Source organism: Clostridium hominis, from assembly GCF_014287825.1.
In the GTDB taxonomy this organism is placed as follows: Bacteria; Bacillota; Clostridia; order Clostridiales; family Clostridiaceae; genus Clostridium; species Clostridium hominis.
This window is the reverse complement of the sequence record NZ_JACOOO010000004.1, coordinates 497,621-511,330: the sequence shown is the minus strand read 5'-3', so window position 1 is coordinate 511,330 and position 13,710 is coordinate 497,621. Positions and strand designations below refer to the sequence as shown.

At 27.1% G+C, this 13,710-nt stretch carries 12 protein-coding genes; 11 read left to right on the top strand and 1 reads right to left on the bottom strand.

Annotated features, from left to right (window positions below):
* Positions 1-22: 22 nt before the first annotated feature.
* On the bottom strand, positions 23-1,012 hold the full coding sequence (locus tag H8S20_RS04050) for an LCP family protein (protein WP_186859328.1): 990 nt from the start codon (positions 1,010-1,012) through the stop codon (positions 23-25).
* A 323-nt stretch (positions 1,013-1,335) separates the two neighbouring features.
* Between H8S20_RS04050 and H8S20_RS04045 the strand changes: the two genes are divergently transcribed.
* The 11 genes from H8S20_RS04045 (at position 1,336) to tagD (ending at position 13,708) form a co-directional block, all read left to right on the top strand.
* On the top strand, positions 1,336-3,879 hold the full coding sequence (locus H8S20_RS04045) for a glucosaminidase domain-containing protein (RefSeq protein WP_186859327.1): 2,544 nt from the start codon (positions 1,336-1,338) through the stop codon (positions 3,877-3,879).
* Positions 3,880-4,068: 189 nt separating this feature from the next.
* Positions 4,069-4,944, top strand: a complete 876-nt coding sequence (locus H8S20_RS04040) for a LicD family protein (RefSeq protein WP_032120054.1) — start codon at positions 4,069-4,071, stop codon at positions 4,942-4,944.
* 250 nt (positions 4,945-5,194) lie between these two features.
* On the top strand, positions 5,195-5,320 hold the full coding sequence (locus H8S20_RS20395) for a LicD family protein (RefSeq protein WP_141395466.1): 126 nt from the start codon (positions 5,195-5,197) through the stop codon (positions 5,318-5,320).
* A gap of 199 nt (positions 5,321-5,519) precedes the next feature.
* Positions 5,520-6,719 carry a DegT/DnrJ/EryC1/StrS family aminotransferase gene (locus H8S20_RS04035; RefSeq protein WP_032120053.1) on the top strand — a complete coding sequence of 400 codons (1,200 nt, stop codon included), beginning with the start codon at positions 5,520-5,522 and terminating at the stop codon, positions 6,717-6,719.
* Positions 6,720-6,722: 3 nt separating this feature from the next.
* Complete coding sequence (locus tag H8S20_RS04030; RefSeq protein ID WP_186859326.1) at positions 6,723-7,427, top strand: sugar transferase; 705 nt, start codon at positions 6,723-6,725, stop codon at positions 7,425-7,427.
* A 36-nt stretch (positions 7,428-7,463) separates the two neighbouring features.
* Positions 7,464-8,486, top strand: coding sequence for a glycosyltransferase family 2 protein (locus H8S20_RS04025; RefSeq protein ID WP_032120052.1), 1,023 nt, complete (start codon positions 7,464-7,466; stop codon positions 8,484-8,486).
* 292 nt (positions 8,487-8,778) lie between these two features.
* Positions 8,779-10,359 carry a glucosyltransferase domain-containing protein gene (locus H8S20_RS04020; protein WP_032120051.1) on the top strand — a complete coding sequence of 527 codons (1,581 nt, stop codon included), beginning with the start codon at positions 8,779-8,781 and terminating at the stop codon, positions 10,357-10,359.
* Between the two features lie 70 nt (positions 10,360-10,429).
* Positions 10,430-11,356 carry a glycosyltransferase family 2 protein gene (locus tag H8S20_RS04015; RefSeq protein WP_032120050.1) on the top strand — a complete coding sequence of 309 codons (927 nt, stop codon included), beginning with the start codon at positions 10,430-10,432 and terminating at the stop codon, positions 11,354-11,356.
* Between the two features lie 72 nt (positions 11,357-11,428).
* Positions 11,429-11,824: a GtrA family protein gene (locus H8S20_RS04010; RefSeq protein ID WP_051986985.1), complete on the top strand. Its 396-nt coding sequence runs from the start codon at positions 11,429-11,431 to the stop codon at positions 11,822-11,824.
* Positions 11,825-12,054: 230 nt separating this feature from the next.
* Positions 12,055-13,266, top strand: a complete 1,212-nt coding sequence (locus H8S20_RS04005; RefSeq protein ID WP_051986984.1) for a CDP-glycerol glycerophosphotransferase family protein — start codon at positions 12,055-12,057, stop codon at positions 13,264-13,266.
* 40 nt (positions 13,267-13,306) lie between these two features.
* Positions 13,307-13,708 (top strand): glycerol-3-phosphate cytidylyltransferase, encoded by a 402-nt coding sequence (gene tagD / locus H8S20_RS04000; protein WP_032120049.1) that lies wholly within the window; start codon positions 13,307-13,309, stop codon positions 13,706-13,708.
* Positions 13,709-13,710 lie beyond the last annotated feature (2 nt).

Genomic DNA, 13,710 nt, shown 5'->3' with positions numbered 1-13,710 from the left:
TTATAGCCTCTTTTTTATTGTATTATTTATCATCAAATATATAATCCATTATTTGTTGTTTTGTAGCAGCTTCATCAAATACTAAGTAATAAACGCCATCAATCATTTCACCTTGCCCATAGCCATCTCTAGGAAATCTATCCTGTTCTAAAGTTCCTCCACCCATAGTAGCAACCTTGGTAGCTAATGAAAGTATATCAGTAGCACCTAAGTTTGTTTTAACATAAGGTAATATTTCATTTATTATTGTTGGATATTGAGTTGGTGATACTGTAAGAGCTTTGTTAAATAAGCCTTCTAATACAGTTCTATGTCTTCTAGTTCTTTCATAATCTCCACCAGTTGTATATCTTATTCTTGAATATGCTAAAGCTTGAACTCCATCTACTAATTGAGGTCCAGCATAAGTTATATGAGGAGAATAAGTGCCGTCTTTTGAATTTATATCGTCTATATATCCATTAATATATTCTAATTCTTCTGAGGTAATATCTAATTCTAATCCTCCCAAAATATCAATTATTCTAGGTAAACTAGCAAAGTCAACTGTTACAAAATCTTCAATATTTAAACCAAATGTTTGATTTATTGTCTTTATTGAAAGTTCAGGACCACCAAAGGCATAAGCATGATTTAATTTATCATAGCCATATCCTTCGATATTTACATATGAATCTCTCATTAATGACGTAATCTTTAACTTATCATGAACAGAGTCAACTGTAGCTATCATCATAGAGTCTGACCTACCAACTCCATCGGCAGAGTCTATTCCAAACAGTGCTATATTCTTAATTTTTTTATAATTATCATAAACTTCTAGTTCTTCTTTTGATGTTACACCTAAGTTTTCCTTATTTAAAGCAACGTTATCAATTTTATTGAAAATAGAATAGAATGTTCCTATTCCTATGGCTATTAACAAAGCAATAATAGAAATAATAGTTATAGATATTTTAAAAAATAGAGATTTTGTTTTCTTCTTTTTATTATTTTTTTCTACTCTAGACATTTTTCACGTCTCCTTCCTATTATAAAATTTTAGCATTATTAAGTAATAAAGTAAATATAACATTATGTATAACTTTGTTAATAATAGTATTGTTATGTAATGTTTTTTGTGGTTATAAAATTTTAGTAAGTAAGCTTAGTGGGATAAATATATGAAAAGAAGTTTAAATATAAAAATGTATCTAAACTTTGAAGTATTACTTGAATAACGAGTAAATAATATTTAGCATAGCTTAAGAAATTATTAAATAATATATGGATTATGTTATGCATAAAGTATATAATTATTAAGAAGATAAAAAATTTGTAATAAGGGGGGATTACATGAAGAAAAGTGTAAAATCGGTATTATCATTAATACTTTCTGTTATGATTTTATTTCCATCTTTTACAACAACGGCCACTGAATTAACAAATGAGTTTAGTGGACAATCTGTTGAACTAAATGATAGCAATAAAGAAATTATTGCAGAAGATGGAGAATTTGAAGTAAATGAAGAGGCAGTTGATAAAAGTGATAATACAGAAGAGAAAACTGTAACTGACACTTCAACTTCTGAAACAGAGGAAGTTGAGGCTAGTGAAGATAGTAAAATCGTTACTGAAAATCAATTAAATGAGGAATCAGAAGTAGATTTTACAAATGAAGTTAGTGTGGGAGAAAAATACGAAGTAGTAGAAAGCAATATTGCTAGAGCTGCTTATTCAGTTGAAGAGATATTTGAAAGAGAGGAATTTAATCTTAAATATCCTACTTTGATTGATACAACATCTTTAAAAAAGAAAACAAATGATGAATACGAGATAGCATTAGCTCATAGCGATGGTAGCTATACATATATTGGTTCTAGTGATAATTATGAAGAGGCTAAAGGAATAGCTGAAAACTCACCAGTACCATATAGTGATGATATGATTTTACCTACAGTAATTAACAGAGAAGGACAAGTTGTATATTCTACTAGAACTATGGGGAGAATATGGAAACATATAGGGGGACAATCTTATCCAAGTTTTGATAAAAATACAACCCTATATACTGATTCTGGATTAACTAAATCTTATAATTATATTAACCAAGGTTATGTAGATGATGTTCCTGTAATTGAATTTAATGATTTTTCTGCTAAAATTCAGGTAAGTGGACATGAAGCATGGATTAACAAAAATACAGCCTCTGGAAACTATGATTTGGTATTAGTTCCTATAAATCAAGTTACTAATCCTAGCTATTATAAAGTAGAAGGTGGAATATTATATCATTTTATATCAAGTGATTTAAAATCAGGAAGTCAAAGAGGAACTACATTAAAGATAGGTCCAGCACCGGAATATTTACAACAAGGTGTTAAATATTTAAGTTATGATGGAAGATATTTTTATAATGGAAGCAATATTGCTGCAGGATTAGCCACTCTTATAGGTGATTTACAAGCAGGACATAAAAATAATTCTGTAAATGCAAATAATGCATATTATAACTACTATAATTACTTACCTTTTAGAAGTAAAACTATGTATACTGCAAATGATCTTAATAGGTTTATTGAAGCCAACACTGATAGTACAAGCAAATTAAGAGGCACAGGGCAAGCGTTTATTAATGCTCAAAATTCTTATGGAGTAAATGCATTGCTTGCATTAGGAGTGGGGATCAATGAGTCGGCATGGGGTGAATCTAGTATAGCTCATAGCAAGAATAATATTTTTGGTATGAATGCGGTTGATTCAAGCCCTGGTGAATCTGCTAATTATTTTAGGAATGTAGGAGATAGCATAATAGAGTTTTGTAATCATTATATTTCAAAAGGGTATGCTGATCCATCTGACTGGAGATATTTTGGTGGATTTTTAGGAAATAAAAATATGGGTGCTAATATTAAATATGCATCTGATCCTTTCTGGGGAGAAAAAGCAGCTTCTTATGCATTTAGAGCTGATATGTATTTATCTGGAGAGAATATATATAATTTGAAAGATTTTAATGCTTATCAAATTATTATGTTTACTGGAGCCAATGAAGTAAGAGATTATAAGAATAATCTACTTTATAATATAAATGGGTCAGTAAGTGGTTATGGAGGATATCCTGGCACAACTGCAATTGTTACCAATAAAAACCAACAAGTTATTAATGGAGTAAATTCATTAGAAATATATCCAGAGAGAAATACATCTATTTATAATTCAAATGGAAATTTAGTAACATTCCATGGTAATTATGAGTGGAGTAATAGAGGGTATATAAGAGCTAATAATATTAGCTATATAAATGTTGGAAGGTTTGAAAAAGCTCCAGACTTTATAAGCCAATGGGAAAAAGTTGATGGAAAATGGTATTATTACGATGAAAATGGAGCTATATGCAAAGGGTGGAAATTTATTGATGGATATTGGTATTACTTTGATACAACAACAGGGGTAATGGCAACCGGATGGAATGTTGTAGATGGTAAAAAATATTATATGTATCCAAGTAGTGGTGGTATGTCAAAAGGATGGACATTAGTTGATGGAAAATGGTACTATATGTATCCAAGTAGCGGATCAATGGCAACAGGATGGACTTTAGCAGATAGTAAGTGGTATTACTTAGATAGTAATGGAGAAACTATGTATGGCTGGGTTGCTGATGGTGGTAAATGGTACTACATGTATCCAAGTAGTGGAAGCATGGCATCAGGATGGACATTAGTTGGAGATAAATGGTATTATATGTATCCAAGTAGTGGAAGTATGGCATCAGGATGGACATTAGTAAATGGAACTTGGTATTATCTATACTCTAACGGAGTTATGGCTACTGGATGGATTACTGTTGATGGAAAGCAATATTTCTTAGAATCTGATGGTTCTTGGAGAGGATAATAAAAAAGGTGGATTATCCACCTTTTTTTATTTATTAAATAATAGTTTCAAATTTAATTTTTATCAATGATTGAGAAGAATTAGTATATATAGTAAACTATTTTTAAAATATGTTTTACTATTATGAATATTGTAATATAATGTGAAATGGTAACCGAAATATATGTTTAAGTATAAGGAGCTTAAGAAGTGAGAGATTTTGATTTAAAGAGATTACAAAATACACAGTTAGAAATACTTAAAGAGATAGATCGTATTTGTAAAAAGCATAATATAGAGTACTTTGGAACATGGGGAACAGCATTAGGTGCTATTAGACATAATGGATTTATTCCATGGGATGATGATATTGATATATCTATGAAGTGGAATGACTATGTAAAGTTTGAAGAGGTATGTAAATATGAATTAGATAGTAAATTCTTTTTACAAAATTCAGAGACTGATAAGTATTTTTGGAATCCATATAATAAGTTAAGAATAAATAATACTACATCAATGGATAAAAGGTTAACACATTTAAAATGTCATTGGGGAATATGTATGGATATATTTCCAATTGTAGCTGTACCTAATTCAAAAATATCAAAATTGAAGCAAAAAATTTATAGCTCAATATATATTGGATTAGGATTTATTCCATATATATTAAATGTAAATCCTAATGAAGATTCGAAACTGTCAAAGATAATAAGAATAATACCTAACAAAGTATTAAAAGTATTGAAGAAATGGTTAATACCTAATAAAGGTATTACGGTTATAAAAAGGCATTTATTAAAAGAAATAACTAAATATGATTTTGATAAGTGCGAGTATTGGGAAGAGATATTTTCAGAAGGCGGTGTTACTGGAATATATAAAAAAGAGATTTTTTCAGAGCATATTTTAGTTCCATTTGAAGATGTACAAATTCCAATACCAAAAGAATATGATAAATACTTAAGTCAATGCTATGGTGATTATATGAAATTACCAGATGAAACACAAAGGTGTGGACATGGTGATACTATAGTAGATTTTGATAAATCATATGAAGAATATACAACTAGATTAGATAAATAGAATATACAAAGCTTTGACTCATGAATAGTTAGCAGATGTTAATTATACATGAGTTATACAGTAGATACAATATTAACTTCATATTAATATAGTAATTTTAATAGATATTATTATATTAAACGATAAGTTATTACTTATGGAAAGAGGTTTTGATCTAAAAAGATTATAGCCTACTAAATTAGAGATATATACAGAGATAGAGCGTATTTGCAATAAATTTAATATAGAATAATTTAAAGATAATATAGTTGTGGATTTTGAAAATGTTACTATACCAATACCTAAGGAATATGATCAATATCTAAGTTATATTTATGGAGAGTATAATAAACTTCATGACCAATCACAAAGAGATGGACATGGAGATTCTATATAAGATTTTGAAAAATCTTATATAGAATCTAGGACAGATACATAAATTCTTAAAGGTATATTTAATATTAACAGTATATTTTCAAATTATATATTGTAAAAGTACGGTTTTAATACTAAAATAAAAGTATTTAATAGTAATTAATTTGAATAATGAAATATTATAGATTATTTAATTAATCAATAATATAGGAGGAAATATTATGAACGTACCTTTTTCACCACCAGACATAACACAATTGGAGATAGATAACGTTATAGAAGTTTTAAAATCAGGGTGGATAACAACAGGACCTAAAACAAAGGAATTTGAAAAAAGAATAGCTGAATATTGCAATACTGAAAAAGCTGTTTGTTTAAATTCAGCAACTGCCGCAATGGAAATGACTCTAAGATTATTAGGAGTAGGCGAAGGTGATGAAGTAATAACTTGTGCTTATACCTATACTGCATCAGCTAGTGTTATCCATCATGTTGGTGCAAAGATAGTATTAGTGGATACTGCAAAAGATTCTTTTGAGATGGATTATGAAAATTTAGGAAATTTAATAAATGAGAGAACAAAAGCGATTATTCCAGTAGATTTAGCTGGAGTAATGTGCGATTACGATAAATTATTCCAAGTAGTAAATAGTAAAAAGTATTTATTTAAAGCAAATAATGAGATTCAAGAAGCTATTGGAAGAGTAGTTATTTTAGCTGATGGGGCACATTCATTTGGAGCTAACTATAAAGGTAAGATGAGTGGAGAAGTAGCTGACTTTACTAGCTTTTCTTTTCATGCAGTAAAAAATCTTACAACATCTGAAGGTGGAGCTGTTACTTGGAGAAATATTAATGGTATAGATAATGAAGAAATTTATAAAAAATATATGATATTATCTCTACATGGTCAAACAAAGGATGCTTTATCTAAAAATAAAGTAGGAGCATGGGAGTATGATATTTTAGAGCCTGCTTATAAATGTAATATGACTGATATAAATGCAGCTATAGGTCTTGCTCAATTATCTAGATATGAAGATATATTAGCTTATAGAAGAAAGCTTATAGAGATGTATAATAAAGCTTTTGAAAATAATCCTAATCTTGCTGTTTTAAATCATTATGATAATGAGAAAAATTCAAGTGGACATTTATACTTAGTTAGATTATTAGGAAAAGATGTTGAATATAGAAATGAATTTATTAGAAATATAGCTGAATTTGGGATAGCTACTAATGTTCATTATAAACCATTACCAATGTTAACTGCATATAAAAACTTAGGTTTTAAGATGGAAGATTATCCGAATGCTTATGATATGTATAAAAATGAAATAACATTACCTCTAAATAGTGTTATGACTGAAGAGCAAGTAAAATATGTTATAGATAAATTTAATGAAGTAGAAAGAGGATAGAATATGTCATTGAAAAAATACGACAGTTTGCCTGAATTTATGAAAAATCCAGAGGTAAAGGAGTATTATGAGATTCTATCAGAAAGAAAAGGTCAATTAACATTAAAAAGGTTTTTTGACATTATTGGTGGAACTATTGGAACTATAGTACTTTTACCTATAATGGCTGTATTGGCTATAATTATTAAGCTTGAGTCTAAAGGACCTGCATTATTTAAGCAAGTAAGAGTGACTCAATACGGAAGAGAATTTAAAATATTAAAGTTTAGAACTATGGTTGTAAATGCTGAAAAATTAGGAACTCAAGTTACATCTAAAAATGATCCTAGAGTTACAAAGGTAGGAAAATTTTTAAGAAAATATAGATTAGATGAACTACCTCAAATAATTAATATCTTAAAAGGTGATTTAAGCTTTGTAGGAACAAGACCAGAGGTTCCAAAGTTTGTTAAGGAATATACTAATGATATGATAGCAACGTTATTATTACCAGCAGGTGTAACATCAGAGGCTAGTATAGAATTTAAAGATGAAGAAAAGATATTAGATAATAGTAGTAATGTAGATAATGATTATATTTATAAAGTGTTACCTTTAAAGATGAAATATAATTTGAATTATATTAAGCATTTTACAGTTTTATATGATTTTAAAATTATGTTAAGAACTGTTGGTGCTGTTTTAGGATTAGGCGAAAAGGATGAATGAAATACAGCAGATAGTTAGTAGAGAGGGGAAAAATAGATGAAGGTTTCTTTTATAGTTGTAGCATATAATGCAGGAAATAAATTAGAAAATCTTTTGAAAGACCTTGAAAAGCAGGATTATAACCATAATGATATAGAGATAATTTTAGTTGATAGCAATTCAAGTGATAATACAAAAGATGTAATGATGAAGTTTAAAAATTCATCTAAGAGTTTTTCAAAAGTAAGCGTATTAGATAATCCTAAGAAGATATTACCTTGTGGATGGAATATTGCTTTAGCTGAAAGTAGTGGAGATATAATATTAAGAGTAGACGCTCACTCATCATTACCAATTGATTTTATAAGTAAGAATGTTAAGAGAATAGCATTAGGCGAAAAAGTTGTTGGAGGACATAGAATAAGCATAATAGACGAAGATAATGCTTGGCAAAAGACACTTCTTATAGCTGAAAAATCTATATTTGGAAGTGGTATAGCAAGCTATAGAAGACAAGAAACTGAAGAGTATGTAAGTACTCTTGCACATGCTGCTTACTCAAGAGAGACCTTTAAAAAAGTTGGAGGCTATGATGAAAGATTAGCTAGAACTGAAGATAATGAAATGCATTATAGAATGAAGGAAGCAGGATATAAGTTCTTATTAGATCCAACTATAAAATCTTATCACCATGCTAGAAATGGTTTATCAAAGATGATGAAGCAAAAGTATTTAAATGGGTATTGGATAGGATTAACTATGGGAGTATCGCCTAAGTGTTTCTCCATATATCACTTTGTTCCGTTGTTATTCGTATTAGCACTTATAATAACTACTATTGGAGCATTTGTTATTAGCCCGATACCATTAGTATTATTGTTAGCAGTTTATTTTACTTTTAATATAGTGAATACTATCTTCTCTACATTAAAAGAGAAAAAGCATTTTTCATATTTATTATTACCTATAATATTCTTTCTACTTCATATATCATATGGATGGGGAACTTTATATGGATTAATAAAATTACCGTTTTGGATAAGAAAAAATAAGAACTTTAACTATCCAATAATAAAATAGTTAGTTTAAAGAGAAGCCTAAAAGGTTTTACATCTTCTATAAGCTTCAAAAGTATTATTTAAACATCCTAGCAAAGCTTTTTGTAAAAGATTTACTAGGATTACTTAATTTACAGATAATAAATTAGGTGATTTAATTTATTATCTGTAAATGTGTAATTTTTTTTATAGTTTTTTTAAAAAATATGTAGTAATATAGTGTTGGAAGTTGATGGTATAAAATACCTTTGTTTTATAAATTGAGCTTAAGGAAATTACTTAAAAGTTTATAAAATTAAATTTAGGAGGGAAAAATGATAAATAAACTGGAATTAAAAATAAAATCTTTTAGTTGTGAATTAAATTCTTTTGTAAGAAATAAAAATACTGTTGCTTGTTTTTTATCATCAATATTTTGGGGAATACTGTCATATATATATTTGTTCACGAATAATTTAAATATTTTTGATAATATTGCTATGACACCGTGGGGATATGGAACAGGAACAAGTAGTGGAAGATGGTTTTTACAAGAGTTTGGAAATTTTGTGGGTGAAATTTGGGGGAATTATAATGTACCAATATTTATTGGACTATTCTCTGTGTTAACGTTAGCAGTTACGTCATGTATAATAATTAAAATTTTTGACATAAAAAATAAATGGAATTGTATTTTAATAGGTGGAATTACTGTAGTTTTTCCGGCAATAGCAAGTACAATGTTATTTACATTTACAGTAGGCTATTATTCATTAGCTATATTTTTTGCTATTTTAGGAATTTACCTTATTTATAAATATAAAATTATAGGATATTTTTTAGGTACACTTTTGTTTTCATTTTCTTTAGGGATTTATCAAGGTTATTATCCGTTAACTGCATCTATATTTGTGATAATACTAATACAAATGTGTATAAATCAAAAATTTACATTTAAAGAGGTAATTTTAAAGGGGATTAAATTTTTCTCAGCGCTACTAGTAGGTTATATATTATATAGATTGTTTTTAGAATATTTCTTATTTACAAATAACATAAGTCTTAGTTCCTATGAAGGAATAGATGAAATGGGGAAGATAGATTTAACGTTATTACCAGAACAAATAAAAAATATATATAAAACATTAATTAAAATGCCTTTTAGCAACTATAACGAAATAAATGGAACAAGAATAATAAGATATTCGTTTCTAGGTATGTATATAATTACATTTATTAATTTTTTATTTATAACTAAAAAGAATTTTAAAAAGAAAAATTTAAGTTTAATAGGATTATTATTAGTATTATTAATAATATTACCAATATCTATAGATTCTATAGTTATATTAGTTCCAAATGGACGAATATATACATTAATGCAAATGGCATTTGTTTGTATATTTTATTTAGCTATTATTACTAGTGATTATAACTTAGAAATTAATGCATCTTCTTATATTAATAAATTATTAAACTTTTCAGGAATCACAATTATTTTAATAGCTATACTAAATTATTCTTGGCAAAGTAATGTAAACTATAGGGCAGTATATTATGAAAATAGAATTTTAGAAAATTATTATGAAACTATGTATACTAGAATAAAATCAATAGATAATTATAATCAAGATATGGATGTATATTTTGTTGGTAGAGTAATTTCTGATAAAACATTTAAATCAAGGTGGTCTGATCTAGCATTTAGATATGGTGGGAATGGTTCTCATTTAAATACTTATTCTTATTCAAGAGCTCAAACTATTTCAAATTATCTTGGATATTCCTATGAAGAAATTGATACTAATAGTGAAATTTACATAGAAAATAAAGAGTTTATAGAAGAAATGGATAAGTATCCTAATGATAATTCAATAAAAATTATAAATGATAAAATATTTGTAAGACTTGAATAAAAAACAAGCTTGAATTAGTATAACTTAACTAATTAATAATTTAGTGGTTTTGAAAAAAGAGGTGAATATTGTGGTTATATCTATAGTGATTCCTTGCTTTAATGAGGAAAGTAATTTAGATATTTTTTATAATACTATTAAGAAAACAATGATAAATTTTTGGGATAACATAGAATTAATATTTATTAATGATGGAAGTTCAGATAATACATTTCATAAATTAGAACAGATTTATAATGAAGATAAAAAACATGTTAGGGTTATTAATTTTTCAAGAAATTTTGGTAAGGAAGCAGCATTATTAGCAGGATTGAAAAAAAGTGTTGGTGATTATGTAAGTATAATAGATGCAGATTTACAACAAAACCCCAAATATTTAATAAAAATGATTGAATTTTTAGAAAGCAATCAAGATTATGATATGGTTGCAGCGTATCAACAAATGCGTAAAGAAGGTAAAGTACTAACATTTTTTAAGAATAGTTTTTATAATTTAATTAATCGTATTTCAGAAATTGAGTTTGTAAAATCAGCAAGTGATTTTAGAACTCTTAGAAGAAATGTTGTTGATTCAATTATTAAGTTACCAGAACGTTGTAGGTTTTCTAAAGGAATATTTTCATGGGTTGGGTTTAAAACCTATTATATCGAATATGAAGTAGAAGATAGAAATAGTGGTGAATCTAAATGGAGTTTTTGGAAATTATTTACCTATGCATTGAATGGAATAATATCTTTCTCTGATTTACCATTAAAAATTTCATCTTTTACTGGAATAATTCTTTGCATGATATCCTTAATTTATATGACAATAATAGTAATAAAAACTCTTATATTTGGAGAAGCTGTTGCAGGATTTCCAACGCTTATATGTGTAATATTATTGACATCTGGACTACAAATGTTTTTCATGGGAATATTAGGGCAATATGTTGCTAGAACTTTTACTGAAACTAAGAATAGACCAATATATATAGTTAAAAGTAGTTTAGATTAATAATATAAAATTTGTATTGTTAGGAAAGTTTAAGGTTGATATAACTTATACGATAAATAGGGAGAGAGTAAAATGTTAAAAAAGATTATTGAAAGTAAAAGCAACATTATTCAATTTAGTAAATATATAATTATTGGAGGTACAAGTGCTTTCTGTGAGTTGATGTTATTTACTATTTTTCAAATTATAGGAATGAATATATTTATATCAAATATTTCATCAGTAATTATTTCTACAATTATTAATTATTTATTAAATAAATTTTGGGCTTTTAAATCACAAACAGGATCTATTAGGAGCTTAGTTTTATATATAGGTTTATTTATTTTTAATATAACTTTTTCTTCTCAATTTATTGTGCTTTTATCTAATGTAGGTGTTAAAAGTATTGTAGCTAAGTTTATATCAATGATATTAATTACTTGTTGGAATTTTGTTTTATATAAAAAAGTTGTATTTAAGAAATAATATAAATTAAACGTTAAGTTTATTCGGAGCATAGATTTAATCATAATATTTAAAGCTTAGAGATAGTTGATAAAACTCTCTAGGCTTTTTATAATTATACTACTCAATGTTAGGATAGAATTCACAATAATTGAGATTTCTTGACAATAGTTATAGCTTAAACGTATAATAAATTAATATTGGTATGTTTACAGATAATAGGGTAAACAGACAGCTCTAGGAGGAGTGAGATGAGTAAGCTGAAAAACATCATAAAGAGGAATAAAGGAATTTCTAAAATTGCTGAAATGATAATTGATGGCTCTAAATGGGCATATGATAATACAATAAATAGAATTTGTTGGATAATGTATTCAATACATCCAATAAATGAAAATAAGATAGTTATTTGTAATTATTATGGAAGAGGGTTTTCTGATAATGCTAAGTATATAGCAATGGAATGCATAAAAAGAAAACTTGATTATGATATAGTTTGGCTTGTGAGTAATATGGAGAAAAATGAAGAATTTCCTGGAAGTATAAGATTGGTTAAGTATGGAAGTTTTAAAGCTATTAAGGAGTTAGCTACAGCTAGAATATGGATTGATAACTCAAGAAAAAACTACTATACTAGAAAAAGGAAAAAACAATTATATATTCAAACTTGGCATGGAGGAATAGCTCTTAAAAAAATAGAAAAAGATGCCGAGAATGCGTTAAATAAGAGTTATGTAAAGTTTGCAAAAAAAGATTCTGAAAATGCAGATGTTTTTATATCTAATTCTAAGTTTAACACGAATATGTATGAAAATGCTTTTTGGTATGATGGAGAAGTTTTAGAGTGTGGAGTGCCAAGAAATGACTTATTATTTAATAATGTTAAAGAAACAACAGATAAAGTTAAGGATTTCTTTAATATTGATATTAACAAAAAAATTGTTATGTATGCACCTACATTTAGAAAAGATAATAATTTAGACGTTTATAAATTTGATTATGAAAAATGTATACAAGAATTTAATGAAAGATTTTCAGAAGAATATGTTATGTTAATAAGATTACATCCAAATGTTTTTCATAAGTCTACAGAATTAAATTTCAACTCTGAAAATGTTTTAAATGCATCGTTTTATCCTGATATGCAGGAGTTATTAGTTGCTACAGATATATTAATAACTGACTACTCTTCATCTATGTTTGATTTTATGTTAACTAAAAAGCCTTGTTTTATATATGCTAGTGATATAAAGAATTATAGCGATGATAGAGGCTTTTATTTTGAATTAAAAAAATTACCTTTCGTAATTTCGAAGTCAACAGAAGAAATGATTAGAAATATCGAAAGTTTTGATAAAGAAAGATATTTAGATCAGGTTGATAAATTTTTAAAAGAGCAAGGTTGCGTAGATGATGGAAATGCAAGTAGCAGAGTAGTAGATTGGATAGAAAATAATATGTAAGGTTATTTACATAATAAAAAAATAAAGAGGTGTTAACTAGATGAAAAAGGTTATAACTTACGGTACTTTTGATTTATTACACTATGGTCATATAAATATATTAAAAAGAGCTAGAGAATTAGGTGATTATTTAGTAGTTGCGATTTCAAGTGATGAGTTTAATAAGCTTAAAAATAAAAAGGCTTATTTTAGTTATGAAGAAAGAAAACTTATGGTTGAAGCTATAAGATACGTAGATGAAGTAATTCCGGAAAATACTTGGGAACAGAAGATAGAGGATGTAAAAGAGCATAATATAGATGTATTTGTTATGGGAGATGACTGGGAAGGAAAGTTTGACTTTTTAAAGGATTACTGTGAAGTTGTATATCTTCCAAGAACGGAAGGGATTTCAACGACTCAGATAAAAGCTGAGTTAAAGAAGCAGGGAATTTTAAAATAATA

Excerpts from the sequence above, each read along its gene's own strand:
- H8S20_RS04045 (WP_186859327.1), top strand. The coding sequence starts at position 1,336 with ATGAAGAAAAGTGTAAAATCGGTATTATCATTAATACTTTCTGTTATG.
- H8S20_RS04035 (WP_032120053.1), top strand. The coding sequence starts at position 5,520 with ATGAACGTACCTTTTTCACCACCAGACATAACACAATTGGAGATAGAT.
- H8S20_RS04050 (WP_186859328.1), bottom strand. The coding sequence starts at position 1,012 with ATGTCTAGAGTAGAAAAAAATAATAAAAAGAAGAAAACAAAATCTCTA.
- tagD (WP_032120049.1), top strand. The coding sequence starts at position 13,307 with ATGAAAAAGGTTATAACTTACGGTACTTTTGATTTATTACACTATGGT.
- H8S20_RS04025 (WP_032120052.1), top strand. The coding sequence starts at position 7,464 with ATGAAGGTTTCTTTTATAGTTGTAGCATATAATGCAGGAAATAAATTA.
- H8S20_RS04020 (WP_032120051.1), top strand. The coding sequence starts at position 8,779 with ATGATAAATAAACTGGAATTAAAAATAAAATCTTTTAGTTGTGAATTA.
- H8S20_RS04005 (WP_051986984.1), top strand. The coding sequence starts at position 12,055 with ATGAGTAAGCTGAAAAACATCATAAAGAGGAATAAAGGAATTTCTAAA.
- H8S20_RS04030 (WP_186859326.1), top strand. The coding sequence starts at position 6,723 with ATGTCATTGAAAAAATACGACAGTTTGCCTGAATTTATGAAAAATCCA.
- H8S20_RS04010 (WP_051986985.1), top strand. The coding sequence starts at position 11,429 with ATGTTAAAAAAGATTATTGAAAGTAAAAGCAACATTATTCAATTTAGT.